The following is a 25,236-nucleotide window of genomic DNA, read 5'->3' on the forward strand; positions in this document are numbered from 1 at the left end:
CATGACCGGCGACAAGCCGTTCTGGGAGACCAAGCGGCTCGACGAGATGACGCGGGCCGAGTGGGAGTCGCTGTGCGACGGCTGCGGCAAATGCTGCCTCCACAAGCTGGAGGACGAGGAGACGGGCGAGCTGATGGCGACCAACGTCGCCTGCCGCCTGCTCGATCGCCGCACCGGCCTGTGCAAGGATTACAAGCATCGCCGCACCTTCGTCCCCGAATGCGTGCGGCTGACGCCTCGCGTCCTGCGCGAGATCGACTGGCTGCCCTCGACCTGCGCCTATCGGCTGCTCGACGAGGGGCAGCCCTTGCCCGACTGGCACCCGCTGATCAGCGGCGATCCCGAATCGGTCCACAAGGCCGGTGTGTCGGTGCGCGGCTGGACGGTGTCGGAGGACGAGGCCGGCGACCTCGAACATCATCTGGTCGACCGCGAACTGTAGCGGGTTTTGCAGGGATCGAGGGTCCCTGCAAATCGGCCGCTCGGCATGACGTGCGGGGAGCCGATTCCAACCGACATGATAAGGCGCTAGACTCCCGCGCATGATCTTCCGCCGCAAGCCCGAGCCGGTGATGCTGTTCGAAGCGGGCGGGCGCAGCCGTCCGCTCGAGGTGCGGCGCATGGCGCAGGCGCGGCGGATGCGGCTCAGCGTCGATCCGCGCGACGGCGGGGTCCGGCTGGTGCTGCCCGCGCGCGCCTCGCTGCGCCAGGCGCTCAAATGGGTCGAGAGCAAGCGCGACTGGATCGAGGAGGCGCTCGGCGCGCTGCCGGTCGCCCGGCCGATCGTGCCGGGCCTGGCGATCGAGGTGGCGGGCGAGCGGCTGACGATCGAGCTCGGCGACGGCGGGCGGATCGTCCGCCGGGTCGGCGAGCGGCTGGTCGTGCCGCCGCCGGTCGACATGCTCGGCCCTCGCGTGATCCGCTGGCTGCGCGCGCAGGCGCTCGCCCGGCTGGAGGCGGAGACGGCGCGCTTCGGGGCGATCGCCGGGGTGACGATCGGCCGGGTCTCGATCGGCGATCCGCGCGCGCGTTGGGGAAGCTGCTCGGCGAGCGGCGACATCCGCTACAGCTGGCGGCTGATCCTCGCCCCGCCCGAGGTGCTGGAGGCAACCGTCGCGCATGAGGTCGCGCACCGCCTGCACATGGACCACAGCCCCGATTTCCACGCCGCGGTCGAACGGCTGCTCGGCCGCGACCCGATGCCCGAGCGCGGCTGGTTGCGCCGCCATGGGCGCGAACTCTACTGGCTGGGGCGCGAGGCCTGACGGAGGATCAGGGCCGCGGCCGGTCGGCGTTGCGGCGGGGCTGGTCGATGCCGCTCAGGAAATCCGAGCCGAGCGACGGGCGTTGCTGCTGCTGTTGCGCCGGCTGGGCACGCGGCTGGGCTGCGGGCGGCGGGCCGGGCTGGACGCGTGGGGGTGCCGCCGCCGGGCCCGTGGGTGCCGCGGCCTGGGGCTCGAAGCCGTCCTCGGGGTCGGCTTGCGGTTCGATGCCCTGGTCGGCGGGCAGGCCCTCCGGGTTGGTGAAGCTGTCGTCGGGGGCGCCAAAGAAGGCCTCGTCGTCGGGCTCGATCTGGAATTCGGGCAGGGTCACCTGCGTCTCGAACGGCTCGGCCGGGCGCTTGGCGACCGCGACCCGCATGAAATCGGCGAAGGCGCGCGCGGGCGCGCGGCCGCCCTGCAGGCCGCCGACGGTCTTGGCGTCGTCGCGGCCCATCCACACCCCGGCGGTGATGCCGGAGGAGAAGCCGAGGAACCAGCCGTCCTTGTTCGAGGAAGTGGTGCCGGTCTTGCCCGCGACCGGCCGGCCGATCTGCGCGGCGCGCGCGGTGCCGGTATTGACCGCGGTCTGGAGGAGATCGGTCACCTCGGCGGCGACCCAGGGGGCGACCAGCACGCGATTGTCGTCGGCGCGGTGCTCGTAGAGCAGGTCGCCCTTGGCGGTCGTCACCTTGACGATGCCGTAGGGGACGACGGCGACGCCCTTGCGCGCGACCGCCGCGAAGGCGCGGGTCATGTCGATCAGCCGGACGTCGGAGGTGCCGAGCACCATCGACGGATGGGTGTTGAGTTTGGTGCCGATGCCGAAGCGGTGGGCCATGTCGGCGACGGTGTCGAAGCCGACCTGCTGGCCGATCTTGGCGGCGACGGTGTTGACCGAGAAGGCGAAGGCGGTGCGGATGTCGATCGCGCCGGCATATTCGCGGTTGCTGTTGCGCGGGCTCCAGCCGCCGATGTCGATCGGCTCGTCGGTGACGGGGGTGTCGGGCTTCATCCCCGCCTCCATCGCCGCCAGGTAGACGAACAATTTGAAGGCGGAGCCGGGTTGCCGCTCCGCCTGGGTCGCGCGGTTGTAGATCGAGCTGACATAGTCGCGTCCGCCGACCATCGCGCGGACCGCGCCGTCGCGGTCGAGCGCGACGAGCGCGCCCTGCGCGCCGGGCGGGGCGTTGGCGCGGATCGCGGCGTCGGCGGCCTTCTGCATCACCGGGTCGATCGTCGTCCACACGTCGATCGGCTGGACCTGCTCGTCGACCAGGTCGTCGAGCTGAGCGAGCGCCCAGTCGGTGAAGTAGCGCACCGCGTTCTGGTCTCGCTCGGGGGCGAGGCGGACCTTGTCGAGGTCGATCGCCCCGGCCTCGGACGGGGTGATCGCGCCCGCGTCCTGCATCACCTCCAGCACCACCTTGGCGCGGTCGATCGCGGCCTCGCGGTCGGCGGTCGGCGAATAATGCGAGGGCGCCTTGACCAGCCCGGCGATGATCGCGCTTTCGCCCAGGTTCAGCGTGGTCGCCGAATGGTCGAAGAATTTGCGCGCCGCGGCGTCGATGCCATAGGCGCCGCCGCCGAAATAGACGCGGTTGAGATAGAGCTCGAGGATCTGCTCCTTCGAGAATTTGCGCTCGATCGCCAGCGCCAGGATCACCTCGCGGAACTTGCGGCCGAAGCTGTAGGCGTTGGTCAGGAAGATATTGCGGGCGAGCTGCTGGGTGATCGTCGACGCGCCCTGCAGGCGGCGGCCCTCCCCCTTGCGCTGGATGCCGACCCAGGCGGCGCGCGCCATGCCGATCGGGTCGATGCCCGGGTGCATGTAGAAGCGCCGGTCCTCGACCGCGACCATCGCCTTCTTCATCGGATCGGGGATCTGCGCGATCGGCAGCCAGTCGCCATAGCTCGGCCCGAGCGCGACGATCACCGATCCGTCGGCGGCGCGGACGCGCACCGTCTGCCCGTTCGGGCTCGACTTCAGCTCCTCGAAGCCGGGCAGCGAGGCCATCGCGATCAGCACCGCGATCACCAGCGCGCCGAGGCCGGCGAGCGCGGTGAAGAGGCCGATCTTGAAGAGGGTGCGGAGCCAGCCCATGCGGCTAGGCTTTTTCCTGGGGTTTGGTTTGGTCGACATGCGCGACCGTCCGATTAGCCTTTATCCCCGACTCTGCCAAGCGGAACGCCCCCGATTTCGACCGATCGGCAAGCCCTATCGACCAGGAACGATGACGGGGCGATGAATGGTCGCGGAGTTGCTGCGATTCGTGGAGCGTCGCCTCACTTCTTCTCGAAGTCGATCGACGCCGAATTGATGCAGTAGCGCAGGCCGGTCGGGCCGGGCCCGTCGGGGAAGACATGGCCGAGATGCCCCTCGCACCGCGCGCAGCGGACCTCGGTCCGGATCATGCCATGGCTGGCGTCGCGGTGCTCGGTCACCGCCTCGCCCTCGGCCGGGGCGGTGAAGCTGGGCCAGCCGCAGCCCGAGTCGAATTTGGCGTCGCTCTCGAACAGCAGCTCGCCGCAGCCGGCGCAGCGATAGGCGCCGGCGTCCTTGCTGTTCCAATATTTGCCGGTGAAGGCGCGTTCGGTCCCGGCCTGGCGGAGCACGTGATATTGCTCGGGGCTGAGCTTCTCGCGCCATTCGGCGTCGCTGCGTTCGACCTTGTCCATGACCCGAATGTGGGTGGCGCCGGCCCCGGGGTCAAGCACCCGCGTCAACCATCGTCCGCAACGGTTTTTCGCGACTGTGACGCGCATCACTGCCGCGCCCCGTCAACCATAGTAGCCCGGTGTCCGGCGTTGCATGGCGTCCGAGTGGTTGCGTAAGCGTATGGGGGCGCAGGGGAATCGCCCCCACCTTCTCTGGAGTGGCGCCCGGCCCGGCGGTGATTGGCTCTACCGCTGGGCCGGGCTGCCTGTCCGGCCAGGTCAGCCTGTCGGTCGCGCCGGCAGGAAGCGCGGGTTGCGCAGCAGCGCCGCCGACACCAGCGAGACGAGGATGCCGATCGGCAGGATCTCGGTCAGCGTGATCGGCAGGCGGAACAGCGGATCGGCATAGTCGGCCTTGAACCGTTCCATCTCGGCGGAGAGCCGGGCCAGCGCCTCGGGCCCGGCACCGGCGGCGCGCCGTTCGGCGATCGCGGCCTTCGCATAATCGTCGATGAAGCCCATCCCCGTCACCGACAGCGCGGCTTCCCAGGCGATCACGTAGAAGAGGCTGGCGACCAGGCTGATCGCGAGACCCATGCCGAAGGCGGGCCAGAAGCGGATCGCCCCGCCCAGTTCCCCGTCGCGCCGCCGCTTGATCGCGACGAAGACGGTGGCGAGCGCGACGAGCATGGTCAGATAGCCGAGCGCCACGCCATAGGGCAGCGGCGGCTGCCCGGCGAGCGCGACCGCCATCGCGAACAGCGGGATGCCGACGATCAGGCCGGCGATGCTTCCATAGGTCAGGATGGTGCGGATCATGATGACGTCCTCCCTGTCGGGGCCCGCGCGCATCGAAGGGCAGCCGGGCGGCGGATGCAATCGCCCGAAAGGGTGATTTCGCGGCGATCGTCCGAATTATCGGGCCGTCAGGGCAGGATTCCGAGCGCGCGGGCGCGGGCCAGCGCATCGGTGCGCCGCGCGGCGCCGAGCTTCTCGAACAGCCGGGCGACGTGCGTCTTGACCGTGTTGGGGGAGACGGCGAGCCGGATCGCGATCTCCTTGTTCGACCGGCCCGCCGCGAGCTCGCGCAGCACCGCAAGTTCGCGGGGGGTGATGCCGAGCGATTCGATCGCCTGCGGATTGCCGTCGAAAGGCGGCGCGGCGCGGGGGGCGAAGGCGCGGATGCCGATGACGATGCCGAGCACCAGGAAGCCGCCCGCGACCAATGCGATGGCGATCTCGTCCATGTACGACCGCGCGAGCCGGCGATAGTCGAGCCATTGCAGCGCCAGCGTGCCGGCGGCGAGCAGGCCGCCATAGGCGGTCACCTGCTTCCAGCCCGGGCCCTGGCCGCGCCGTTTCGGCATGTCGTTCCCCGTCGTCGCGATCGATCGGGTCTTCTTATCGCCATTCCCGTCCGGGCGGAACGGCCGGCCGGATCAGCCCTCGGCGCCGTCCGCGCCGTTGTCGGCCGCGTCCTTGAGGTAGGGCTCGACCGGGCCGTTCAGCTTGATCGTCAGCGGATTGCCCTTGCGGTCGCGGGTGTTGCCGACCGCGACGCGCACCCAGCCCTCGCTGACGCAATATTCCTCGACATTGGTCTTCTCGACCCCCTTGAAACGGATGCCGACGCCGCGTTCGAGCAGCTCGGCGTTGAAATGGGGGCTCGACGGGTTGATCGAGAGGCGGTCGGGCATCGTGTCGGTCATGGCTGCGGTCCGGTTCAGGATGGAGTGGCGGCGGCTTTAGCCAGCTTTGGGCATGGGCTCAACCGCTCCCATCCCCATGCCAAGGCGTCGTTCCGGCGGAGGCCGGAACCTCGGGAGAGTCGCGCGGCGCTTCATCTCCGGAGAGTCCGGCCTCCGCCCGAATGACGAAAGATGCTCAGCGCGTGGTCCAGGGTGGCTTGAGGAAGGCGGCGGCGAGGAAGTCGATCAGCACCTTGACCCGCGCCGGGCGCAGCGGGGTCGGCGGGGTGACGAGGTGGAGCGCGATGCTGGGGCCCGAGGTCCAGTCGGACAGCACCTCTTCGAGGCTGCCGTCGGCCAGCGCCCGCCAGACGAGGAAGTCGGGCGCGGTGGCGATGCCGGTGCCGGCGAGCAGCGCGTCGATCAGCACGTCGCCATTGTTGGCGCGGATCGGCCCCTTGATCTCGACCGACAGCTCGCCCTCGGCCGGATGGCGGAAATGCCAGCGGCCGGGATGGCGGACATGGGTGTAGGCGAAGGCCGGATAGCGGACCAGGTCGCGCGGATGCGCCGGCCGGCCGAGCCGGTCGAACAAGGCAGGCGCGCCGACCAGCGGCAGCCGCACCGGAAATAGCCGTCGCGCCTTGAGCGCCGAATCCTCGAGCTGGCCGATGCGCAGCGCGACGTCGAAGCCCTGCTCGATCAGGTCGACCCGCTCGTCGGACAGGTGCAGGTCGATCACCACCTCGGGATAGGCCTGGTGGAACAGCGGCAGGATCGGCCGCAGATGCGCGATGCCGAACGACATCGGCGCCGCCAGCCGGACCAGCCCGCGCGGCACCGCGCCGCGCTCGGAGATCGCCTCCTCGATCGCCTCGCCCTCGGCGAGCAGCAGCGCTGCGCGCTCCTGCGCCATCTGCCCGCTCTCGGTCAGCGACAATTTGCGCGAGCTGCGGTGGAACAGCGGCGCCGCCAGCCGCTGCTCCAATCGCGACACCGCCTTGGACACGGTCGCCTTCGACAGCGCCAGATCGTCGGCGGCGGCGGAGAAGCTGCCCAGCTCGGCCACCTTGGCGAAGATCGCCCAGGCCTCGAAATCGGGAAGGCGCGCCATAGGGTCTCCGAGGATCATAAATGGAAACGATGGGTTTCGATCATCTCCATTTATTTGCCGGTGCGCAAGCCTAGATTGGTCTTCGAAGCGGCCGCCCGGAGGTGGCGGCCGAGGGAGTAAGCGCAATGATCGAAGTTCGGCCCTTTTCGTCGCTCGGCGGTGCCAACCATGGCTGGCTCGACGCCAAGCATCATTTCTCCTTTGCCGACTATCGCGATCCGCAGCGGGTCCATTGGGGCGCGCTGCGCGTCTGGAACGACGATACCATCGCCCCGCACACCGGCTTCGCCCCGCACCCGCACAACGACATGGAGATCATCACCTATGTCCGCCGCGGCGCGATCACCCATCGCGACAGCCTGGGCAATGCCGGCCGCACCGAGGCGGGCGACGTCCAGGTGATGTCGGCGGGCACCGGGATCGTCCATTCGGAAAAGAACGAGGAGGATGTCGACACCACCCTCTTCCAGATCTGGATCATCCCCGATCGGCAGGGCGACAAGCCCGGCTGGGGCGCACGCCCCTTCCCCAGGGGCGACCGCGCCGGCCAGTTCGTCACCCTGGCGAGCGGCATCGCCGGCGACGGCGACGCGCTGCCGATCCGGGCCAATGCCCGGGTGATCGGCGCGACGCTGAAGGCCGGCGAGACCGCGACCCACACGATCGGCCGCGACCGCAAGGCCTATCTGGTCGCGACCGAAGGCCGGATCGAGGTCAACGGCGTCGCCGCCGACCCGCGCGACGGCGTGGCGATCGCCGATCTCGACACGATCGAGGTCAGGGCGATCGACGATGCCGAGATCGTCCTGGTCGACGTGGCGTAGCAACCATCCTCCGTCGTGCCGGCGGAGGCCGGCACCTCGGGAGCAGCGCAGCGCGTGAGCCTCCCGAGACCCCGGCCTCCGCCGGGGTGACGGAAAAGGAAATCCATTCATCCCCATCGGAGTCACCGACATGCCCAAGATCCTCGTCCTCTATTATTCGACCTACGGCCATATCGAGACCATGGCCGAAGCGATCGCCGAAGGCGCGCGCTCGGCCGGCGCCGAGGTCGACGTCAAGCGCGTGCCCGAGACGGTGCGGCTCGACATCGCCGAGAAGAATCATTTCAAGCTCGACCAGAAGGCCCCGGTCGCGACCGTCGCCGAGCTGGAGGATTACGACGCGATCATCGTCGGCACCGGCACCCGCTTCGGCCGGATGTCGAGCCAGATGGCGGCGTTCCTCGACGGCGCCGGCGGCCTGTGGGCGCGCGGCGCGCTCAACGGCAAGGTCGGCGCGGCCTTCGCCTCGACCGCGACCCAGCATGGCGGGCAGGAGACGACGCTCTTCTCGATCATCACCAACCTGCTGCACTTCGGCATGACGATCGTCGGCCTGCCCTATGCCTATCAGGGCCAGATGGGCGTCGACGAGGTCAAGGGCGGCGCGCCCTATGGCGCCACCACCATCGCCGACGGCGACGGCTCGCGCCAGCCGAGCGCGACCGATCTGGATGGCGCGCGATTCCAGGGCCGGCATGTGGCCGAGATCACAGCCAAGCTGGTCGGCTGAGTCGTAGACAGAGACTCACGAGGAGGAAGAGATGACGACTGCCGTTGCGATCAGGGCTCGGGCCGATGCGGATTTTCCGCCGCTCTCGCCGCTCGAATGGAAGGTCGTCAGCCTGGCGATTCGCGAGGCGGGTGAAGACGGCGGCGCCGGTCGGCGCGGCTGGCTGGCCCGGCTGGTCGGCTCGGCGGCGGGGCTGCGGCCCAAGCTGCCGCTCGCCGATCCGCGGCTCGAGACGCTGCGGCGCTTCGTCGGCCAGGTGCGCGATCGGGCCGACGTGTCCGATCTCGGGCCCCGGCTGATCGAGCTCGGCTTCCATCCCGGCCAGATTTCGGCGGTGGCGATGCTCGCCCGCTGACCGGCAAGCTGTTGCTGCGGGCAATGCCCCCCTCCCGCAGCATCCGCGCCGCCCGTTTCCCGTTCGCGGGGAACGGGCGGTTTGCTTTTGGGCCGCCTTCGCTTCGGGCTATAGGGAAGGCGAACCATGTCCGAAGGGGATGCCATGACCGCCACCACGCTCTACGAGGCCTCGATTCCGGTGATCCGCAGGAGCCTCGCCAATCTCTCGGCCCTGCTCGACAAGGGGGCCGAGCATTTCGCCGCGGCGGGCGTCGCCGAGGACGAATGGCTCGGCTACCGGCTCGCCGACGACATGCACCCGCTGCTCCGCCAGGTCCAGATCGCGAGCGACGGCGCCAAGGGCGCGGCGGCGCGGCTGTCGGGCCAGACCCCGCCGAGCTTCCCCGACGAGGAGACGAGCGTCGCCGAGCTGCGCGACCGGATCGCCCGGACGATCGCCTATCTCGACAGCGTCCCCGCCGATGCGATCGCCGGGCGCGAGGAGGTGCCGATCATCCTCGAGATCGGCGACCTCGCCCTCCATTTCACCGGCGCCAACTATGTCCGCGACTTCGCCCTGCCCAACCTGCTGTTCCACGTGACGACCGCCTATGCGATCCTGCGCAACCGCGGCGTGGCGATCGGCAAGCGCGATTTCCTCGGCGAGCTCGACATCCGCCCGCGCGTGGCGGCGTGACCGCGCGGGCGGGGGTCGTCGCGATCGCGGCGCTGCTGGCGGCAACGGCGCCGGCCGGGGCCGAGGTCGTGTCGGCCGACGCCTCGGGCTTCGCGGTGCGCGCCGAGCTGACGATCGCCGCCCCGCCCGAGGCGGTCTATGCGGCGCTGCTCGCCCCCGGCCGCTGGTGGGACCCGGCGCATAGCTGGTCGGGCGATGCCGCGAACATGCGGCTCGAACCGGCGATCGGCGGCTGCTTCTGCGAGAAGCTGCCGAAGACCGGCGGCGAATCGGCGCATATGCGCGTGGTCGCGATCGATCCGAACCATATGATCCGGCTCGACGGCGCGCTCGGCCCGTTCCAGGCGATGGGGGTGGCGGGGACGCTGAGCTGGGAGCTGAAGCCGGTCGCGGGCGGCACCGAGTTCCGCCAGACCTATGCGGTCGGCGGCCATATCCCCGGCGGCGGCGCGGCGCTGGCGCCGGTGGTCGACGGGGTCATGGGCGGCCAGGCGGCCCGGCTCAAGGCGCTGGTGGAGAAGCGGTAGGGAATAGCCGCTTCAGCCGCACCAGCGCTTCGTCGAGCGCCGACAGGAAGCGCGAGCGGTCGGCCTTGGAGAAGGGCGGCGGGCCGCCGATTCCCTCGCCCGTCATCCCGGCGCGCAGGTCGGCCATGATCGCGCGGGTCGCGACGGCCGATCCGATCGACTCCGCGGTGAAGGGCTTGCCGGCGGGCGAGATCGCGGCGGCGCCGGCCTTCAGGCAGCGGTCGGCGAGCAATATGTCGGCGGTGACCACCACCACGCCGGGGCGGCTCGCCTCGGCGATCCAGTCGTCGGCGGCGTCGAAGCCGCTGCCCACCACCACCCTGTCGACCAAGGGATGCTGCGGCACGCGCAGATGCTGGTTGCTGACCAGCGTGACGGGCAGTCCGTGCCGCCAGGCGACCTTGTAGATCTCGTCCTTCACCGGGCAGGCGTCGGCGTCGACGAGGATGCGGATGGGCCCGCTCATCGGCGGGAATCCGATCCGAAACGGACCGAGCGACGGGCCCCGATGCGGGTAGGCGGTTGTAACATCATCGTCCATCTCGCTAGCATCGATCCGGGGACGGGGGGAGATGGCATGTCCGAGATAGCGATCGAAGCCGGGAGCGGCGGGCCGGCCGAGGAGGAATGGGTCGAACCGGCCACACCGGCCGCACGGCTCTGGGCGCGGCTGTTCGATAGCTGGCTGCTGGCTGCCGTCCTGTCGTTGCTGATAGGGGGGCTGGCGGGGCTGTTCTTTCCCACGCTGCTCGAAAGTCCCCTGCCGTCCGGCAGCGGCACCGATCTTCTCGTCGGTTTCGTGATATTGCCGGTCGCGCTGTTCGTCGATGCGCTCATCCTGGCCGTCTTCGGCACCACGCCGGGCAAACTGCTCGCCGGCATCCGGGTCGAGACGCTGGATGGCCGGCCGATCGGCGCCCTCGCGCTGCGGCGCAATCTGCGCGTCTACGTCAACGGCATGTTCCTCGGCCTGCCGCTGCTCAGCTTCTTCGCCATGGTGCGCGCGCGCGATCGCCTGCTCAACGAGGATATGACGAGCTGGGACGAGGAGCTCGGGACGCGCGTCGTCGATCGCGGTAGCAACGAACTGCGCACCGTGGCGGTGGCGGTGCTGGCGATCGCGTTGCAGATCGGATCGGTCTTTTTCGCCCGCTTCCTCGAAACCCGCGAGCCCGAATGGGAACGAGCCGGGCTCGTCGCCGCGCTGCCCGAGATAAACCAGGGCCTGCCGCGTTTTCTCGATGACGTCACCCGGTTCGATCGCGTCGATTATCGGCGCGATCTGGACATGTTGAGCGTCGAACATACGCTGATCCATCGCGACGGATCGCCAGTCACCCGTAGCGAGATAGACGATCTCGCGCTGGGACGCGCCACGCTGCTGTCCGATTATTGCGGACCGGATTTCCAGGCCTTTCGCCGGCTCGGCATTCCGGTGCGCTATGTCTATGGCTTCGACGGCGGCGGCATTGCCTTCGAGACTCTCTTCGCAAGCGAGGACTGCCGCCCGGACGCCGCCCGCCCGCCTGCTGCCAAGCCCTTGTCCTGACACCGTTATCCCCCGTTTCGCACCCGGTCGACCGCATCGATCTTCTCGGTTAGGCTGAGCGCGGGCCAACGGAGGGAAGTGCATGATCCTGTGGGGACTGGTCGTCGGAGCCTTGTTCGGCCTGTTCGCCGCCGATTTCGAGCAATATGGCATGATCCTCGGCGCGATCGTCGGGGCCGGGGCCGGCTGGGGCCTGCGCGCGGCGGTGCGGGCCGAGGTCCGGGCGATGCTCGCCGATCGCGGCGGCGAGGCCGCTTCCGTTCCGGCCGAACGCGGCGGGGTCCGGATCGTCAACGAGACGGCGGCGCCGCGCCCGACGGTCGAGGCCCCCGCTCCGGCCGAGCCCGAACGGCCGCAGCAGCCGACGGTCGTCCGGCTGCCGGAGCGGCCCGCCGCTCCTGCCGCCCCCGCCGAACCGGCCGAGCCCGGCATCGTCGAGCGCGGCTTCGCGGCGGCGCGCGACTGGCTGCTGGGCGGCAACACCATCGTCCGCGCCGGCCTCGTCGTGCTGTTCATCGGCCTCGCCTTCCTCGCGCGCTGGGCGGCCGGGGCCGGGCTGCTGCCGATCGAGGCGCGGCTGGCGCTGGTCGCGGCGGCGGGGATCGCGCTGCTCGCGGTCGGCTTCAACCGGCGGACCGCGCGCCCCGGCTTCGCGCTGGCGTTGCAGGGCGGCGGCGTCGCCATCCTCTATCTGACGATCTTCGCGGCGGCGGCGCTCTATCCGCTCCTGCCGCTGCCCGCCGCCTTCGTGCTGATGGTGCTGGTCTGCGCCGCCGCCGTCGCGCTGGCGCTGCTCCAGGACGCGCAGGGCCTCGCCGCCGCCGCCTTCGCGGGCGGCTATGCGGTGCCGCTGCTGCTCGGCGGCGATGGCGGGCCGGTGGCGGTGATGTTCGGCTATCATCTGCTGCTCAACCTCGGCGTGCTGGCGCTCGCGTGGAAGAAGGCGTGGCGCAGCATCAACCTGATCGGCTTCGCCGCGACCTTCGGCGTCGCCATGCTGTGGGGCGCGACCAGCTACCGGCCGCAGGATTATGCGGTCGCGCAGCCCTTCCTGATCGTCTCGGTGCCGATCTATCTCGCCATCGCGATCCTCTATGCGCGCAACAGCGAGAGCCGGGCCGGGCGCTTCGTCGACAGCAGCCTGCTGTTCGGCACCGCGCTCGCCGGCTTCGGGCTGGAGACCGGGCTGGTCGCGGCGTTCGACTATGGCGCGGCCTTCGCCGCGCTCGGCTTCGCGGCGCTCTACCTCGGCCTCGCGGTCGCGGTGCGGCGGCGCGGCGGCGACGGCTACCGGCTGCTCGCCGAGACGATGCTGGCGATCGGCGTCGGCTTCGTCACCCTCGCCATTCCGCTCGCGCTCGGCGCGCGCTGGACCGGATCGGCCTGGGCGCTCGAAGGCGCGGGCGCCTTCTGGGTCGGCATGCGGCAGGCGCGCTGGATGCCGCGCGCCTTCGGCCTGCTGCTCCAGGGCGTCGCCGCGCTGATGTTCCTCGCCCTGCTCGAAAGCGGGCCGCAGGCGCTGCCGATCGTCAATCCGGTGTTCCTGACCGGGCTGCTCGCGGCGCTGCCGGCGCTGCTCACCGCCTGGTGGCTGCGCCTGCCGCCGCTGCCGCACAGCGGATCGCGCCCCGCCCGTGCCTATGCGGGGGTGGAGGCGATGCTCGGCAAGCCCGTCTTCCTGGCCGGCTTCCTGCTGTGGTCGCTGGCGCTGATCGCCGAGATCTGCCGCATTATGCCCTCCCCGGTGGCCGGCGGCGGCGCGGTGCCGGTGTTCGCGGCGGCGACGCAGCAGCTGCTGACGATGGTCGCGCTCGTCGCCAGCGCGTGGGTCGCGGCCCTGGTCGGGCGGCGGCTGCGCTGGGAGGTCGCGACCTGGCCCGGCCGGGTCACGCTGGTCGTGCTCGCCGGGACGTGGATCGGGCAGGCCGCGCTCAACCACCATGTCCTCTACCATCCCGGCTGGATCGCCTGGATCGTCGCGGTCGGCCTGCACCTCCACCTGCTCCACGCCAACGACCATGACGCGGAGGGCGCCGGTCAGCGCCTGCTCCAGCGGCTCGGCCATGTCGGCGGGGTGTGGCTGGCGGTGGCGCTGATCGCCGACGCGCTGTGGCTGGGGATCGACCGCGCCGCGCTGTGGGACAGCAGCTGGGCGGGGGTGGTGTTCCTCGTCGCGGCGGTGGCGGTGCTCGCCCTGCTCGCGGTCTGGGCGGGCGGCGCGGCACGGCGGCCGGCCGGGGAGCGGCGCTGGCCGCTCGACCGCCACCTCGCCGGCTATCATGCGCAGGCGGCGCTGCCGGTCGCGGCGCTGGTCTATGGCGGCTCGCTCGCCGCCGCGCTGCTCGCCGAGGGCGATGCCGCGCCGCTGCCCTATGTGCCGCTGCTCAATCCGGTCGAGCTGACCCTGGCGCTGGCGCTCGCGGTGCTGGTGCTGTGGCGGCGCAGCCTGATCGCGGTCGTCCCGCCCTATGCCGGCTTCGGCTGGGTGGGCGGACGCGGCGCGTGGATGGCGCTGGCCGGACTCGGCTTCGTCGACGTCAACATGCTGTGGCTGCGCTTCGCCCACCACTATCTGGGCGTCGCCTGGGATGCCGACGCGCTGCTCGGATCGGCGCTGGTGCAGGCGGGGCTCACCATCCTGTGGACGCTGCTCTCGCTCGGCCTGATGCTGTTCGCGCATCGCCGGGCGCAGCGCGGCGTGTGGATCGCGGGGGCGGCGCTGCTCGTCGTCGTGGTGCTCAAGCTGTTCTTCGTCGACCTGTCGAACGCCAGCGGCGGCGCGCGGATCGTGACCTTCATCGTCGTCGGCGCGTTGATGCTGGTGGTCGGCTATTTCGCGCCGCTGCCGCCGCGTGGAGACGAGTCGAAGGACGCGGAGACGAAGGAGGCCGCGGCATGATCCGGGCGATGACGGCGGCGGCGCTGGCGCTGCTCGCCGGCTGTTCGGGGCGGGAGGCGGCGAACCCCGCCGACCCCTCCGCCTATGCGGTGCGGCTGGCGGTGACCCCGGCGGCGGGCGGCGCGGTGCAGCGCATCGACCTGCCGGCCGAGGCGCTGGCGGCGCTGCGGTCCCCCAACCGCGCCGACATCCGCGTCTTCGACGGCGCGGGCACCCCGCTCGCCATGGCGATCACCGGCCCGGCGGCGGGCCGCGCCGCGCTCGATGCGGTGCGGCTCGACGCCTTCCCGATCGTCGGCCCGGCCGGGGCGCTTGCCGCCGAGGGAGCCGAGCTCCGCGTCGAGCAGCGCGACGGCGACCGCGTCGTCACCGTGGTGCGCGGGCCCGCCGCGCCGTCGAAGCCGGTCACGCTCGGCGCGCTGTTCGACACCCGCGCGATCACGGCGCGGGCGCGCAGCCTGCGGCTCGACGCGGTGCTGCCCCCGCAGCAGCCGGTGCGCTTCGCGGTCGAGACGAGCGCCGACCTCGCCGACTGGACTCCGGTGGGCGACAAGATCCTCTACCGGCGCGAGGGCGACCGCGCCGGCGCGCTGGGGCCCGAGGCGATCCCGCTCGACGACGTCGATCTCAAGGGCCGCTATCTGCGCGTGACCTGGACGAGCCCGCAGCGGCTGCTCGCTCCGGTCGAACTGCGCGGCGCGACGATCGGCGTCGCGCGGCGGCTCGACGCCGACGATCGTCCCGCCATCGCCACCAGCCCGCCGCGCCGGATCGACGCGCACGACATCCGCTTCGCCCTGCCCCATCCGGCGGTGCTCGCGGCGGTGGCGATCGCGCCGGCGGCGGGCGAGATGCTGGTGCCGGTCGCGCTGTCCGGCCGCAATGCCCCCGACCAGCCCTGGACGCCGATCGGATCGGGCAGCCTACGCGCCGGATCGACCGCGCCGGTCGAGCTGTCGGGCGCGGCGTTCAGCGATTACCGGATCGAGGCCGACCGCCGCACTCCGGGCTTCGCGGCGGCACCCCGGCTGACGCTGCTGTTCGAGCCGGCCCGGCTCGCCGTGCTGTTCGACGGCAAGCCGCCCTATACGCTGGCGGCCGGAGCGGCGGGGGCGGACGGCCGCTACCTCGCGATCGGCGAGCTGGTCCCCGGCTACCGGCCGGGCGCGGAGGATGCGCTGCCCAGGGCGACGGTCGCCGCCTCGGCCGCGCCGCTGCTGGACCTCGCCCAGCCCGACGACAGCCTGTTCAGCCCGCGCAAGGCGGTGCTGTGGGGGTTGCTACTGCTCGGCGTCGTCGCGCTCGCGGCGATGGTGTGGCGGCTGTGGAGGCCGAGTCCGTCTTGACCGTCATTCCGGCGAAAGCTGGAATCTCCCTGCCTTTATCGAGACAATAGAAGGGAGATCCCGGCTTTCGCCGGGATGACGATGGAGCGGGGGCAGGTCACACGTCGAGATTGGCGACGCTGAGCGCATTCTCCTGGATGAATTCGCGGCGCGGCTCGACCACGTCGCCCATCAGCCGGGTGAAGATCTCGTCGGCGACGTCGGCCTGGGCGACCTCGACCTTGAGCATCGCGCGGTTGGCCGGGTCGAGCGTGGTTTCCCAGAGCTGCTCGGCGTTCATCTCGCCCAGCCCCTTGTAGCGCTGGATCGACATGCCCTTGCGGCCCGCCGCCAGCACCGCGTCGAGCAGGTTCGACGGCTGGTGGACCGCGGTGCCGCGGGTGTCGACGATCGGCTCGTCCTCGTCGTCGCCGGTCGGCGCGGCGGCGCTGCGCAGCGGCACCAGCCGCGCGCTCCTGGCATAGCTCTCCGCCTGCTCGGCGGCGAGCGCGTGGAGCTTGCGCGCCTCGGCGGAGCGCAGGAAGGCCGGGTCGATCAGGTGATGGTCGGTCACCCCGCGCCACAGCCGCTGGAGATGATAGCCGCCGTCCTCCGCCAGGTCGCCCGACCAGGCGGCCTCGGGATCGATCCGGCCCATCCAGGCGGCGACCGCGCGGGCGGAGGCGCGATGGCCCTCGTCGCCGCTTTCGGGATCGAGCGCGCCGGTCAGCGCCAGCGCCTCGACGATCACCGGGTCGTAGCGCTTGGGAACGAAGCGCATCAGCGAGCGCATGCGGCGGGCATGCTCGACCAGCACGCGCAGGTCGTCGCCCGAGCGCGCGCCCGACGGGGTTTCGAGCATCATCGCGCCGAGGCCGCCGGTGACGAGATATTCGTCGAGCGCGGCGTCGTCCTTCAGGTAGACCTCCGACCGGCCCTTCGCGACCTTATAGAGCGGCGGCTGGGCGATGTAGAGGTGGCCGTTCTCGATGATCGGCTTCATGTGCCGGTAGAAGAAGGTCAGCAGCAGCGTCCGGATATGCGCGCCGTCGACGTCCGCGTCGGTCATGATGACGATCTTGTGGTAGCGCAGCTTCTCGAGGTTGAAGTCGTCGCGGCCGATGCCGGTGCCCATCGCCTGGATCAGCGTGCCGACCTCCTTGGACGACAGCATCCGGTCGAAGCGGGCGCGCTCGACGTTGAGGATCTTGCCCTTCAGCGGCAGGATCGCCTGATAGACGCGGTCGCGGCCCTGCTTGGCCGATCCGCCGGCCGAGTCGCCCTCGACCAGGAACAGCTCGCACTTGCTCGGGTCGCGCTCCTGGCAGTCGGCGAGCTTGCCGGGCAGCGAGGCGATGTCCATCACCCCCTTGCGGCGGGTCAGCTCGCGCGCCTTGCGGGCGGCCTCGCGCGCCGCGGCGGCGTCGATCACCTTCTGGATGATCGAGCGGGCATGGGCGGGATTCTCCTCCAGCCACTCGGCCAGCTTGTCGGCCATCAGGCTCTCCAGCGGCTGGCGCACCTCGGACGAGACGAGCTTGTCCTTGGTCTGCGACGAGAATTTGGGATCGGGCAGCTTGACCGAGACGATCGCGGTCAGCCCCTCGCGCATGTCGTCGCCGGTGAGGCTGACCTTCTCCTTCTTCAGCGCCCCCGACTTCTCCGCATAGTTGTTGAGCGTGCGGGTCAGCGCCGCGCGGAAGGCGGCGAGGTGGGTGCCGCCGTCCCTCTGCGGGATGTTGTTGGTGAAGCAGAGGACCTGCTCATAATAGCTGTCGTTCCACTCCAGCGCGACGTCGATGCCGACATCGTCGCGCTGGCCCATGATCGCGACCGGATCGGGCATCAGCGCGACCTTGGTGCGGTCGAGATATTTGACGAAGGCCGCGATGCCGCCCTCGTAGAACAGCTCGATCTCCTTGCGCTCGGCATGGCGCTCGTCGGCCAGGAACAGGCGGACGCCCGAGTTGAGGAAGGCCAGCTCGCGATAGCGATGCTCGAGCTTGTCGAAGTCGAACTCGGTGATCTTGAAGGTCTCGGGCGAGGGCAGGAAGGTGACCTTGGTGCCCTTCTTGCCGTTGGCCGGGCCGACGACCTTGAGCGGGGCGACCGCGTCGCCGCGCTGGAAGCGCATGTAATGCTCCTCCCCGTCGCGCCAGATCGTCAGGTCGAGCACGTCGGACAGCGCGTTGACCACCGACACGCCGACGCCGTGCAGGCCGCCCGACACCTTGTAGGCGTTGGCGTCGTTGGTGTTGTCGAATTTGCCGCCGGCATGGAGCTGGGTCATGATGACCTCGGCCGCCGAGACGCCCTCCTCGGCGTGGATGCCGGTCGGGATGCCGCGGCCATTGTCCTCGACCGAAACCGATCCGTCGGGGTTCAGGGTGATGACGATCCGGTCGCAATGCCCGGCCAGCGCCTCGTCGATCGCATTGTCCGACACCTCGAACACCATATGGTGGAGGCCCGACCCGTCGTCGGTGTCGCCGATATACATGCCCGGCCGTTTGCGCACCGCGTCGAGGCCCTTGAGGACCTTGATCGAATCGGCGCCATAGCTGTTCGCGTTGGGGGAATTCTCGGTTTCGTTCGTCATGCCGATTATATAGCGACGGCTGCCGCAAAAGCCAAAAGAAAGAGGCACCGGACGGACCGGGCCGGCCCCGCGTTGACGCGGTGGCGCGGGCGCGGCATAGGCCGGCCCACGGCAATGGATTCCTGCCGGGCCTTCGCGCCGAACCGCCCTCGCAAGGGACGATGATTCCTACCGATCGGCCGCCGTGGCCGGAAGGAGGATTCATGCGCGCGACTTTCATCGTCTTCATCGGTTCGGGCCTGGGCGGGGCGCTCCGCCACCTCGTCGGGCTGGTCGCGCTGCGGCTGCTGGGGCCAGCCTTCCCCTATGGGACGCTGGCGATCAACGTCGCCGGGTCGGCGCTGATGGGCCTCGTCGTCGGCCTGTTCGCCGCCGGCACGCTCGCGGGGCACGACCTGCGGCTGCTGCTCACCACCGGCATCCTCGGCGGCTTCACCACCTGGTCGACCTTCACCCTCGACATCACCACCCTGTGGGAACGCGGCCAGCCGCTCGCCGCGATCGGCTATGTCGCGACCAGCCTTGTCCTGTCGCTGGCGATGATCGCGCTGATGCTGCTGCTCGCCCGCCGCTGGGTCTGACCGGCGGCGAATGTCGTCCCGGACGACATCAGGCCGCCTCCACCCGGCCCGCGCGCACCGCCAGCCAGGTCGCCTCTCCGATCCCGTCGAACAGCGCGCGTTCGGTGCCGGTCAGCCAGATCTGGCCGCCGCTCCGGCCGAGGCGCTCGAACAGCGCGGCGCGGCGGAGGGGGTCGAGATGGGCGGCGACCTCGTCCATCAGCAGGATCGGTCGCCGGCCGCGCCGCTCGGCGACGAGGTCGGCATGGGCGAGGACGATGCCGAGCAGCAGCGCCTTCTGCTCGCCGGTCGAGGCGCGGGCGGCGGGCTGTTGCTTGGCGGCGTGCGATACGGCGAGGTCCTGGCGGTGCGGGCCCGACAGGGTGCGGCCGGCGGCGACGTCGCGAGCGCGGCCGTGGCGCAGCTCCTCGGCGAGCGGTCGGCGCGATGGGACCCAGCCCTCGATCGCCAGCGCCGCGCGGGCGAAGGGGGCGTCGGGCTCGGCGGCGATGCGCAGCGCCAGCGCGGTGACGGTGCGCGCGCGCGCCTCGGCGATCGCCAGGCCGTGCTGGCCGAGCTGCGCTTCCAGCGCGTCGAGCCAGGCGGCGTCGGGCGGCCCCTCGGCGGCGAGCAGCTTGTTGCGCGCGCGCATCGCCGCGTCGTAGCGGCTGACATGGCGGGCATGGCCGGGCTCGATCGCGAGGACGAGCCGGTCGAGGAAGCGGCGGCGGCCCTCGGCCCCCTCGGTGAACAGCCGGTCCATCGCCGGGGTCAGCCACAGCAGCGACAGCCATTCGCCGAGCGCGGTGGCCGAGGCGGGCGCGCCGTTGATCCGCACCTGCCGCCGCTCGGGCGCGGTGGGCGTGGTGCCGGTGCCGAGCCGTACCTCGTCCGACAGCTCGGCTGCCACCGCGAAGCCGCCCGCCCCGCCCTCGCGCGCCATCTCCGCCAGCGCCGCGCCGCGCAGGCCCCGGCCGGGCCCGAGCATCGACACGGCCTCGAGGATGTTGGTCTTGCCCGCGCCGTTCTCGCCGGTCAGCACGACGAAGCCCGGCCCCGCCGCGATCGTCGCCGACGCATAGCTGCGGAAGTCGGTCAGCATCAGGCGGGCGACGGTCATCGCCCCTTCATTGGCGATTTTGCGGGCGGAGGGGAAGCCGTCGCGCTCAACGACGCTAACCGGAAGATAGCCCGCGCCCCTCTTTGCATCGCCGGTGCCGGGTCCTAGATAGGGCGGATGAAATATCTCCACACCATGATCCGCGTGTCCGATCCCCAGGAGACGATCCGCTTCTTCGAGCTGCTCGGCCTGCGCGAGATCGATCGCATGGACAATGCGGCGGGACGCTTCAGCCTGATCTTCCTCGCCGCCCCGGGCGACGAGCAGGCCCAGGTCGAACTCACCCACAACTGGGACGAGAAGGGCTATGGCGAGGGCCGCAATTTCGGACATCTCGCCTATCGGGTCGACGACATCTACGCGGTCTGCCAGCGATTGCTGGACGCCGGGGTGACGATCAACCGGCCGCCGCGCGACGGGCACATGGCCTTCGTCCGCACCCCCGACAATGTCTCGATCGAGCTGCTCCAGGCCGGCGATCGGCTCGCGCCCGCCGAGCCCTGGGCATCGATGCCGAATACGGGCCATTGGTGAGATGAGCGTCGAGATCGTCCGCATCCCGGTGCTCGACGACAATTATGTCTGGCTGCTGCACGAGCCGGTGTCGGGCGAGACGGTCGTGGTCGATCCGGCGGTGGCCGAGCCGGTGCTGGCGGAGGCGGAGCGGCGCGGCTGGACGATCGGCCAGATCTGGAACACCCACTGGCATGGCGATCATATCGGCGGCAACGACGCGATCAAGGCGGCGACCGGCGCGCGGGTGAGCGCGCCCGCGGCCGAGGCGGCGAAGATCCCCTCGCTCGACGTGCCGCTGCGCGAGGGCGATTCGGTCCGGATCGGCGCGGTCGAGGGAATGGTGATGGAGGTGCCCGCGCACACCGCCGGCCATATCGCCATCCACCTGCCCGACGAGCAGGCGGTGTTCGTCGGCGACACGCTGTTCGCGATGGGCTGCGGCCGGCTGTTCGAGGGCTCGCCCGCGCAGATGCATGCGAACATGGATCGGCTGGCGGCGCTGCCCGATGCGACCCGCGTCTATTGCGCGCACGAATATACCCAGTCGAACGGCCGCTACGCGCTGGCCGCCGAACCCGGCAACGGCGCGATCCGCGCGCGGATGGAGCGGGTCGACGCGGCGCGCGCGCGGGGCGAGGCGACGGTGCCGACGACGATCGGCCTCGAACGCGAGACCAACCCGTTCATGCGCGCGGGCAGCGTCGAGGAGCTGGCCCGGCGGCGCGCGGCGAAAGATGTTTTCCGCGGGTGATTCCGTCTATGATCGGAAGATCGAGGAGAGTCGCCATGCCCCGAGCCCGTTCGCTCCTTCCGCTGTTCGCATTGCCGCTGCTGCTCGCCGCGTCGGACGCGCCGCAGCCGCTGTCCGCAAAGGCGCAGAAGGAACTGGCGGGCCGCACCGCCGGGGCGCCGGTGTCCTGCGTCCAGCTCCGCCGCATCCAGGCGACCCGGATCGTCGACGAGACGGCGATCATCTACAAGGAATCGTCGCGCCGCTGGTACGTCAACCAGCCCGACGGCGGCCGCTGCGCGCTGCTCCGCCCCAACCGGGTGCTGATCACCCACAGCAACACCAGCCAGCTCTGCGGCAACGACCTGGTGACGATCGCCGAGCCGACCTCGCCGATCACCTACGGTGCCTGCGGGCTGGGCGAATTCGTGCCCTACACGAAATAGGCGCAGGCCGAAAACACGCCGTCATCCCAGCGAAAGCTGGGATCTCGGGAGGTTCCTGCCTCTACCTCTTCTCCTCTCTCCCGAGATCCCGGCCTCCGCCGGGATGACGGGAGGCTGGGTCACCCCGGCTCGCGCTGGTTGAACACCGACCAGCCGGTCGCGGCGGCGAGGCGTTCGAGGGCGAGCGAGCCGAGGGTCGAGTTGCCGCGCTCGTTGAGGCCGGGGGACCAGACCGCGATCGAGGCGATGCCCGGCACCACGCAGAGGATGCCGCCGCCCACCCCCGACTTGCCGGGGATGCCGACCCGGAAGGCGAACTCGCCCGATCCGTCATAATGGCCGCACAGCATCATCAGCGCGTTGATGCGCCGCGCGCGCATCGGCGAGACGATGTTGAAGCCGGTGTCGGGATGCTGCCCCTCGTGCATCAGGAAGCGGCCGGCGCGGGCGAGCTGGCGGCAGCTCATCGCCAGCGCGCATTGGTGGAAATAGACCCCCAGCACCTGATCGACCGGATGAAGGATATTGCCGAAGCTGCGCATGTAGTTGGCGAGCGCGGCGTTGCGGAAGCCGGTGTCGGCCTCGCCCTGCGCCACCTCGTCGTCGACGACGATGCCGTCGTCGCCGGCGAGGTCGCGGACGAAGCGCAATATCTCGCCGATCGCCTCCTTCGGCGCATGGCCGGCGAGGACCACGTCGGACACGACGATCGCCCCGGCGTTGATGAAGGGGTTGCGCGGGATGCCCTGCTCGGCCTCGAGCTGGACGATCGAGTTGAAGGCATTGCCCGACGGCTCGCGCCCCACCCGCTTCCACAGCGCGTCGCCGACCTTGCCGAGCGCGATGGTCAGCGCGAACACCTTCGACACCGACTGGATCGAGAAGGCCATGTCGGCATCGCCGGCCGCGAACATGCGGCCGTCATGGGTGGCGACGGCGATGCCGAAATGCTTCGGATCGACCCGGGCGAGGCCGGGGATATAGTCGGCGACCTTGCCACGCTCCTCGCGGCCGGCCATTTCCGCGGCGATGCGGTCGACGATGGCCTGGAGATCGGGCGCGACCGTGACCGGCATCAGCGTCCTCCTCCCCGGCTATCGCCCCCGCGTCGCGGTCAGACCCGCATCGGCATGAGGACGTAGAGCGCGGGCGCCTTGTCGTTCTCGCGGATCAGCGTCGGCGCGGCGGCGTCGGCCAGGTGGACCTCGACCGTGTCGCCGTCGATCTGGCCGAGGATGTCGAGCAGATAGCGGGCGTTGAAGCCGATCTCGAAGCCGGTGGCGGCATAGTCGCCGGGGACTTCCTCGGCCGCGGTGCCGTTCTCGGGGCTCGTCACCGACAGGGTGATCTTGTCGCGGTCGAGCGCCATCTTGACCGCGCGGGTCTTTTCCGAGGCGATGGTGGCGACGCGGTCGACGCCCTCCATGAAGCTCTTCGGATCGATCTTGAGCAGCTTGTCGTTCGCGGTCGGGATCACCCGGTTGTAATCGGGGAAGGTGCCGTCGATCAGCTTCGAGGTCAGGATCGCGGTGCCCAGGCCGAAGCGGATCTTGGTCGACGACAGGGTGATGTCGACCGAACCGTCGACCTCGTCGAGCAGCTTGCGCAGCTCGCCCACGCATTTGCGCGGGATGATGATGTCGGGCATCCCCTCGGCGCCGTCGGGGCGGGCGATGGTGACGCGGGCGAGGCGGTGGCCGTCGGTCGCGGCGGCCTTCAGCACCGGCGAGCCTTCGTCCTGCACATGGAAGAAGATGCCGTTGAGATAATAGCGGGTCTCTTCGGTCGAGATCGCGAAGCGGGTCTTGTCGATCAGCTGCTTGAGCGTCTCGGCGGGGAGCTCGAACCGGGTCGGCAGCTCGCCCTCGGCGATCATCGGGAAATCGTCCTTGGGCAGCGTCTGCAGGTTGAAGCGTGCGCGGCCGGCGACGACCTGCATCTTGCCCTCGGCGGCCGAGAGCTGGACCTGCGACCCTTCGGGCAGCTTGCGGGCGATGTCGAACAGCGTGTGCGCCGACACGGTGGTGGCGCCCGGCTGGTCGACCGCGGCGGGGACGGCCTCGACGATCTGCAGGTCGAGGTCGGTCGCCATCAGCCGGAGCGTGCCCTCGGCCGTCGCCTCGATCAGCACGTTCGACAGGATCGGGATTGTGTTGCGCCGTTCGACGACCGACTGGACGTGACCCAGACTCTTGAGAAGCGTCGCGCGTTCGATCGTAGCCTTCATAGACTGCCCCGGTATCCCCGATGTCAAATGGAGGATGGTTATAGCGCGGCTTTGCGGCCCCGCCAGCCCAAAGCGTCAAAAGCTGGGGATAAATCGCGGGCGTTCGTCGCGTATTCGCTCCCCGGCTTCCAGGCAAAGGAAAAGGGCCCGGCGGTGACGCCAGGCCCTTCCATGCTACGCAACGAACAACGGGTGATCAGAAGCGGAAACCGAAGCCGCCGACGACCTGGTTGCGCGAGAAGCCCTGCTCGTAGTTCGAATAGCGATACTCGGCCTTCACATAGGCGTTGGTGCCGAGCGCATATTCGACGCCGGCGCCGACGCGGACGCCGTCATAGTTGCCGCTGTCGCGCAGCACCGTGGTGCCGTCGTCGAGCGTCGCCTTGGCGCGCGCGTTGGTGTAGCCCGCCTTGGCATAGAGAAGGGCCTTGCCGCCGACGACGGTGCCGACGCGGCCACCGACATAGAGGTCGCGGCCGGCCTTGGCGCAGAGCCGCGGATCGGCGGCGGTGGCGGAACCGATGCAGCTCTTGGCGCTCGAATCCGAGGCTTCCGCCTCGACGCCCAGGACGGCACCGCCCATCTGGAAATCGTATCCGGCGCCAAGACCGTAGGTCACGGCGTCGTCATGCCCGTTGTTGGAAACGCGATCCCACCCGACGATGCCTTCGACGCGCGGGCCGGTGAACGGCGCGTTGTCCTGGGCGAGGGCCGGGGTGGCTGCGCTGGCCGCGAGGAGGGCGGCGACAACGATGCTACGCATAGTATAACTCCATTTCTAACTTCGTCCCCTGGGGTGCGGGAGACGTGGGTGGCCTAGTGCACCAAAGCGCGACCTGTTGCATGAACGCCAGATAAACAACGGAAATTGTGGCATTTTTGCTACAGTCGAACAGGCAAGGGGTTGACAGGTGAAGGCGCGGATTTGCTGGTTGTTCGCCCTGCCGATGCTCGTTTCGGCGGCCCCGCCCGGACGGACGCCGCTCGGAATTTTTTCGGGATGGGGCGCCTTTCGGGATGCGCAGCCGCCCCGCTGCTACGCGATCGCCACCCCGGAACGGCGCGGTTCGGGCGAATGGCGCAGCTTCGCGTCGGTCGCGATCTGGCCGCGCCAGAAGATCGGCGGCCAGGTCCATTTCCGCCTGCGCGAGCCGCGCCGGCCGAACAGCCCGGTCCGGCTGATCTTCGGCGACCGCAGCTTCGCGCTGGTCGCGGCGAGCGTCGACGCCTGGGCGCCCGACCCCCGCGCCGACGCCGCGATCATCGGGGCGATGCGCAGCGCGACCTCGATGCGGATCGCCTGGGTGTCGAACGACGGCCGCAACCGCTCCGACGGCTATCTGCTCCAGGGCGTCGCCACCGCGATCGACGCGGCGGCGCTGGGGTGCGCGCGGCGCTAGTTCTCCCCTCCCTTGCAGGGAGGGGGACCTGG

General features: G+C 70.4%; 27 protein-coding genes and 1 riboswitch. Of the genes, 15 read left to right on the forward strand and 12 right to left on the reverse strand.

Annotated features, from left to right (window positions below; all coding sequences use genetic code 11):
* Position 1 precedes the first annotated feature (1 nt).
* Together HRJ34_RS19165 and HRJ34_RS19170 are read left to right on the forward strand one after the other, a co-directional pair.
* Positions 2-442, forward strand: coding sequence for a YcgN family cysteine cluster protein (locus HRJ34_RS19165; protein ID WP_029994429.1), 441 nt, complete (start codon positions 2-4; stop codon positions 440-442).
* Positions 443-542: 100 nt separating this feature from the next.
* A complete protein-coding gene (locus HRJ34_RS19170; RefSeq protein WP_012049021.1) occupies positions 543-1,265 on the forward strand; it encodes a M48 family metallopeptidase in 723 nt (240 codons plus the stop codon).
* Positions 1,266-1,272: 7 nt separating this feature from the next.
* On the opposite strand, the gene HRJ34_RS19175 is transcribed toward HRJ34_RS19170, so the two are convergent.
* The 6 genes from HRJ34_RS19175 to HRJ34_RS19200 all read right to left on the reverse strand — a co-directional run bounded on the left by HRJ34_RS19175 (position 1,273) and on the right by HRJ34_RS19200 (position 6,719).
* On the reverse strand, positions 1,273-3,402 hold the full coding sequence (locus HRJ34_RS19175; RefSeq protein ID WP_012049020.1) for a transglycosylase domain-containing protein: 2,130 nt from the start codon (positions 3,400-3,402) through the stop codon (positions 1,273-1,275).
* 143 nt (positions 3,403-3,545) lie between these two features.
* A complete protein-coding gene (msrB, locus tag HRJ34_RS19180) occupies positions 3,546-3,938 on the reverse strand; it encodes a peptide-methionine (R)-S-oxide reductase MsrB (RefSeq protein WP_029548767.1) in 393 nt (130 codons plus the stop codon).
* A gap of 258 nt (positions 3,939-4,196) precedes the next feature.
* A complete protein-coding gene (locus HRJ34_RS19185; protein ID WP_012049018.1) occupies positions 4,197-4,736 on the reverse strand; it encodes a DUF4199 domain-containing protein in 540 nt (179 codons plus the stop codon).
* Positions 4,737-4,843: 107 nt separating this feature from the next.
* Positions 4,844-5,284 (reverse strand): response regulator transcription factor, encoded by a 441-nt coding sequence (locus HRJ34_RS19190; RefSeq protein ID WP_208632131.1) that lies wholly within the window; start codon positions 5,282-5,284, stop codon positions 4,844-4,846.
* Between the two features lie 72 nt (positions 5,285-5,356).
* Positions 5,357-5,626: a DUF3297 family protein gene (locus HRJ34_RS19195; RefSeq protein ID WP_012049016.1), complete on the reverse strand. Its 270-nt coding sequence runs from the start codon at positions 5,624-5,626 to the stop codon at positions 5,357-5,359.
* Between the two features lie 175 nt (positions 5,627-5,801).
* The gene (locus HRJ34_RS19200; RefSeq protein WP_012049015.1) at positions 5,802-6,719 is read right to left on the reverse strand and encodes a LysR family transcriptional regulator; all 918 of its coding nucleotides are present in this window, start codon (positions 6,717-6,719) and stop codon (positions 5,802-5,804) included.
* A 125-nt stretch (positions 6,720-6,844) separates the two neighbouring features.
* Here HRJ34_RS19200 and HRJ34_RS19205 point away from each other — a divergent pair, with 125 nt between their 5' ends.
* The 5 genes from HRJ34_RS19205 to HRJ34_RS19225 all read left to right on the forward strand — a co-directional run bounded on the left by HRJ34_RS19205 (position 6,845) and on the right by HRJ34_RS19225 (position 9,833).
* On the forward strand, positions 6,845-7,543 hold the full coding sequence (locus tag HRJ34_RS19205) for a pirin family protein (protein ID WP_208632132.1): 699 nt from the start codon (positions 6,845-6,847) through the stop codon (positions 7,541-7,543).
* A 130-nt stretch (positions 7,544-7,673) separates the two neighbouring features.
* Complete coding sequence (wrbA, locus tag HRJ34_RS19210) at positions 7,674-8,273, forward strand: NAD(P)H:quinone oxidoreductase (RefSeq protein WP_208632133.1); 600 nt, start codon at positions 7,674-7,676, stop codon at positions 8,271-8,273.
* Positions 8,274-8,304: 31 nt separating this feature from the next.
* On the forward strand, positions 8,305-8,628 hold the full coding sequence (locus tag HRJ34_RS19215) for a hypothetical protein (RefSeq protein ID WP_012049012.1): 324 nt from the start codon (positions 8,305-8,307) through the stop codon (positions 8,626-8,628).
* A gap of 144 nt (positions 8,629-8,772) precedes the next feature.
* On the forward strand, positions 8,773-9,306 hold the full coding sequence (locus tag HRJ34_RS19220) for a DUF1993 domain-containing protein (RefSeq protein WP_029994432.1): 534 nt from the start codon (positions 8,773-8,775) through the stop codon (positions 9,304-9,306).
* Positions 9,303-9,833, forward strand: coding sequence for an SRPBCC family protein (locus HRJ34_RS19225; RefSeq protein ID WP_208632134.1), 531 nt, complete (start codon positions 9,303-9,305; stop codon positions 9,831-9,833). The genes HRJ34_RS19220 and HRJ34_RS19225 overlap by 4 nt, the downstream gene beginning before the upstream one ends.
* Here the strand turns inward: HRJ34_RS19225 and HRJ34_RS19230 are convergent.
* A complete protein-coding gene (locus HRJ34_RS19230; protein ID WP_030092673.1) occupies positions 9,808-10,299 on the reverse strand; it encodes a YaiI/YqxD family protein in 492 nt (163 codons plus the stop codon). The genes HRJ34_RS19225 and HRJ34_RS19230 overlap by 26 nt on opposite strands.
* A gap of 111 nt (positions 10,300-10,410) precedes the next feature.
* Between HRJ34_RS19230 and HRJ34_RS19235 the strand changes: the two genes are divergently transcribed.
* The 3 genes from HRJ34_RS19235 to HRJ34_RS19245 all read left to right on the forward strand — a co-directional run bounded on the left by HRJ34_RS19235 (position 10,411) and on the right by HRJ34_RS19245 (position 15,627).
* Positions 10,411-11,382: an RDD family protein gene (locus HRJ34_RS19235; RefSeq protein WP_208632135.1), complete on the forward strand. Its 972-nt coding sequence runs from the start codon at positions 10,411-10,413 to the stop codon at positions 11,380-11,382.
* An 82-nt stretch (positions 11,383-11,464) separates the two neighbouring features.
* Positions 11,465-14,281 (forward strand): DUF2339 domain-containing protein, encoded by a 2,817-nt coding sequence (locus HRJ34_RS19240; protein WP_208632136.1) that lies wholly within the window; start codon positions 11,465-11,467, stop codon positions 14,279-14,281.
* Positions 14,278-15,627: a DUF3999 family protein gene (locus tag HRJ34_RS19245; protein WP_208632137.1), complete on the forward strand. Its 1,350-nt coding sequence runs from the start codon at positions 14,278-14,280 to the stop codon at positions 15,625-15,627. Before HRJ34_RS19240 ends, HRJ34_RS19245 begins: the two co-directional genes overlap by 4 nt.
* 97 nt (positions 15,628-15,724) lie before the next feature.
* Here the strand turns inward: HRJ34_RS19245 and gyrB are convergent, their stop codons facing one another.
* A complete protein-coding gene (gene gyrB, locus HRJ34_RS19250; protein ID WP_012049005.1) occupies positions 15,725-18,205 on the reverse strand; it encodes a DNA topoisomerase (ATP-hydrolyzing) subunit B in 2,481 nt (826 codons plus the stop codon).
* A gap of 101 nt (positions 18,206-18,306) precedes the next feature.
* Positions 18,307-18,383, forward strand: a riboswitch (Fluoride riboswitch).
* Positions 18,384-18,408: 25 nt separating this feature from the next.
* On the opposite strand from gyrB, the gene crcB reads away from it, so the two are divergent.
* Positions 18,409-18,786, forward strand: coding sequence for a fluoride efflux transporter CrcB (gene crcB, locus HRJ34_RS19255; protein ID WP_016746995.1), 378 nt, complete (start codon positions 18,409-18,411; stop codon positions 18,784-18,786).
* A gap of 28 nt (positions 18,787-18,814) precedes the next feature.
* Here crcB and recF read toward each other — a convergent pair whose 3' ends face one another.
* Positions 18,815-19,885 carry a DNA replication/repair protein RecF gene (recF, locus tag HRJ34_RS19260; RefSeq protein WP_208632138.1) on the reverse strand — a complete coding sequence of 357 codons (1,071 nt, stop codon included), beginning with the start codon at positions 19,883-19,885 and terminating at the stop codon, positions 18,815-18,817.
* A gap of 117 nt (positions 19,886-20,002) precedes the next feature.
* Here recF and HRJ34_RS19265 point away from each other — a divergent pair, with 117 nt between their 5' ends.
* From HRJ34_RS19265 to HRJ34_RS19275, 3 genes are read left to right on the forward strand one after another with little or no spacing between them, the layout of a single operon-like run.
* Positions 20,003-20,419, forward strand: coding sequence for a VOC family protein (locus HRJ34_RS19265; RefSeq protein WP_016746993.1), 417 nt, complete (start codon positions 20,003-20,005; stop codon positions 20,417-20,419).
* A gap of 1 nt (position 20,420) precedes the next feature.
* On the forward strand, positions 20,421-21,152 hold the full coding sequence (gene gloB / locus HRJ34_RS19270) for a hydroxyacylglutathione hydrolase (RefSeq protein WP_208632139.1): 732 nt from the start codon (positions 20,421-20,423) through the stop codon (positions 21,150-21,152).
* A 35-nt stretch (positions 21,153-21,187) separates the two neighbouring features.
* Positions 21,188-21,577 carry a hypothetical protein gene (locus HRJ34_RS19275; RefSeq protein WP_226948859.1) on the forward strand — a complete coding sequence of 130 codons (390 nt, stop codon included), beginning with the start codon at positions 21,188-21,190 and terminating at the stop codon, positions 21,575-21,577.
* A 119-nt stretch (positions 21,578-21,696) separates the two neighbouring features.
* Here the strand turns inward: HRJ34_RS19275 and HRJ34_RS19280 are convergent, their stop codons facing one another.
* The 3 genes from HRJ34_RS19280 to HRJ34_RS19290 form a co-directional block, all read right to left on the reverse strand.
* The gene (locus tag HRJ34_RS19280) at positions 21,697-22,653 is read right to left on the reverse strand and encodes a glutaminase (protein ID WP_012049000.1); all 957 of its coding nucleotides are present in this window, start codon (positions 22,651-22,653) and stop codon (positions 21,697-21,699) included.
* A 38-nt stretch (positions 22,654-22,691) separates the two neighbouring features.
* A complete protein-coding gene (gene dnaN, locus HRJ34_RS19285) occupies positions 22,692-23,804 on the reverse strand; it encodes a DNA polymerase III subunit beta (protein ID WP_012048999.1) in 1,113 nt (370 codons plus the stop codon).
* 196 nt (positions 23,805-24,000) lie between these two features.
* Complete coding sequence (locus tag HRJ34_RS19290) at positions 24,001-24,567, reverse strand: outer membrane protein (protein ID WP_012048998.1); 567 nt, start codon at positions 24,565-24,567, stop codon at positions 24,001-24,003.
* 148 nt (positions 24,568-24,715) lie between these two features.
* On the opposite strand from HRJ34_RS19290, the gene HRJ34_RS19295 reads away from it, so the two are divergent.
* The gene (locus HRJ34_RS19295) at positions 24,716-25,204 is read left to right on the forward strand and encodes a hypothetical protein (RefSeq protein WP_012048997.1); all 489 of its coding nucleotides are present in this window, start codon (positions 24,716-24,718) and stop codon (positions 25,202-25,204) included.
* Positions 25,205-25,236 lie beyond the last annotated feature (32 nt).

This window comes from Rhizorhabdus wittichii, from assembly GCF_017607425.1.
In the GTDB taxonomy this organism is placed as follows: Bacteria; Pseudomonadota; Alphaproteobacteria; order Sphingomonadales; family Sphingomonadaceae; genus Rhizorhabdus; species Rhizorhabdus wittichii.

What these genes read in the sequence shown, in the direction of transcription:
- HRJ34_RS19165 (WP_029994429.1), top strand. Translation starts at nt 2, where the DNA reads ATGACCGGCGACAAGCCGTTCTGGGAGACCAAGCGGCTCGACGAGATG.
- HRJ34_RS19170 (WP_012049021.1), top strand. Translation starts at nt 543, where the DNA reads ATGATCTTCCGCCGCAAGCCCGAGCCGGTGATGCTGTTCGAAGCGGGC.
- HRJ34_RS19175 (WP_012049020.1), bottom strand. Translation starts at nt 3,402, where the DNA reads ATGTCGACCAAACCAAACCCCAGGAAAAAGCCTAGCCGCATGGGCTGG.
- msrB (WP_029548767.1), bottom strand. Translation starts at nt 3,938, where the DNA reads ATGGACAAGGTCGAACGCAGCGACGCCGAATGGCGCGAGAAGCTCAGC.
- HRJ34_RS19185 (WP_012049018.1), bottom strand. Translation starts at nt 4,736, where the DNA reads ATGATCCGCACCATCCTGACCTATGGAAGCATCGCCGGCCTGATCGTC.
- HRJ34_RS19190 (WP_208632131.1), bottom strand. Translation starts at nt 5,284, where the DNA reads ATGCCGAAACGGCGCGGCCAGGGCCCGGGCTGGAAGCAGGTGACCGCC.
- HRJ34_RS19195 (WP_012049016.1), bottom strand. Translation starts at nt 5,626, where the DNA reads ATGACCGACACGATGCCCGACCGCCTCTCGATCAACCCGTCGAGCCCC.
- HRJ34_RS19200 (WP_012049015.1), bottom strand. Translation starts at nt 6,719, where the DNA reads ATGGCGCGCCTTCCCGATTTCGAGGCCTGGGCGATCTTCGCCAAGGTG.
- HRJ34_RS19205 (WP_208632132.1), top strand. Translation starts at nt 6,845, where the DNA reads ATGATCGAAGTTCGGCCCTTTTCGTCGCTCGGCGGTGCCAACCATGGC.
- wrbA (WP_208632133.1), top strand. Translation starts at nt 7,674, where the DNA reads ATGCCCAAGATCCTCGTCCTCTATTATTCGACCTACGGCCATATCGAG.
- HRJ34_RS19215 (WP_012049012.1), top strand. Translation starts at nt 8,305, where the DNA reads ATGACGACTGCCGTTGCGATCAGGGCTCGGGCCGATGCGGATTTTCCG.
- HRJ34_RS19220 (WP_029994432.1), top strand. Translation starts at nt 8,773, where the DNA reads ATGACCGCCACCACGCTCTACGAGGCCTCGATTCCGGTGATCCGCAGG.
- HRJ34_RS19230 (WP_030092673.1), bottom strand. Translation starts at nt 10,299, where the DNA reads ATGAGCGGGCCCATCCGCATCCTCGTCGACGCCGACGCCTGCCCGGTG.
- HRJ34_RS19235 (WP_208632135.1), top strand. Translation starts at nt 10,411, where the DNA reads ATGTCCGAGATAGCGATCGAAGCCGGGAGCGGCGGGCCGGCCGAGGAG.
- HRJ34_RS19240 (WP_208632136.1), top strand. Translation starts at nt 11,465, where the DNA reads ATGATCCTGTGGGGACTGGTCGTCGGAGCCTTGTTCGGCCTGTTCGCC.
- HRJ34_RS19245 (WP_208632137.1), top strand. Translation starts at nt 14,278, where the DNA reads ATGATCCGGGCGATGACGGCGGCGGCGCTGGCGCTGCTCGCCGGCTGT.
- gyrB (WP_012049005.1), bottom strand. Translation starts at nt 18,205, where the DNA reads ATGACGAACGAAACCGAGAATTCCCCCAACGCGAACAGCTATGGCGCC.
- crcB (WP_016746995.1), top strand. Translation starts at nt 18,409, where the DNA reads ATGCGCGCGACTTTCATCGTCTTCATCGGTTCGGGCCTGGGCGGGGCG.
- recF (WP_208632138.1), bottom strand. Translation starts at nt 19,885, where the DNA reads ATGACCGTCGCCCGCCTGATGCTGACCGACTTCCGCAGCTATGCGTCG.
- HRJ34_RS19265 (WP_016746993.1), top strand. Translation starts at nt 20,003, where the DNA reads ATGAAATATCTCCACACCATGATCCGCGTGTCCGATCCCCAGGAGACG.
- gloB (WP_208632139.1), top strand. Translation starts at nt 20,421, where the DNA reads ATGAGCGTCGAGATCGTCCGCATCCCGGTGCTCGACGACAATTATGTC.
- HRJ34_RS19275 (WP_226948859.1), top strand. Translation starts at nt 21,188, where the DNA reads ATGCCCCGAGCCCGTTCGCTCCTTCCGCTGTTCGCATTGCCGCTGCTG.
- HRJ34_RS19280 (WP_012049000.1), bottom strand. Translation starts at nt 22,653, where the DNA reads ATGCCGGTCACGGTCGCGCCCGATCTCCAGGCCATCGTCGACCGCATC.
- dnaN (WP_012048999.1), bottom strand. Translation starts at nt 23,804, where the DNA reads ATGAAGGCTACGATCGAACGCGCGACGCTTCTCAAGAGTCTGGGTCAC.
- HRJ34_RS19290 (WP_012048998.1), bottom strand. Translation starts at nt 24,567, where the DNA reads ATGCGTAGCATCGTTGTCGCCGCCCTCCTCGCGGCCAGCGCAGCCACC.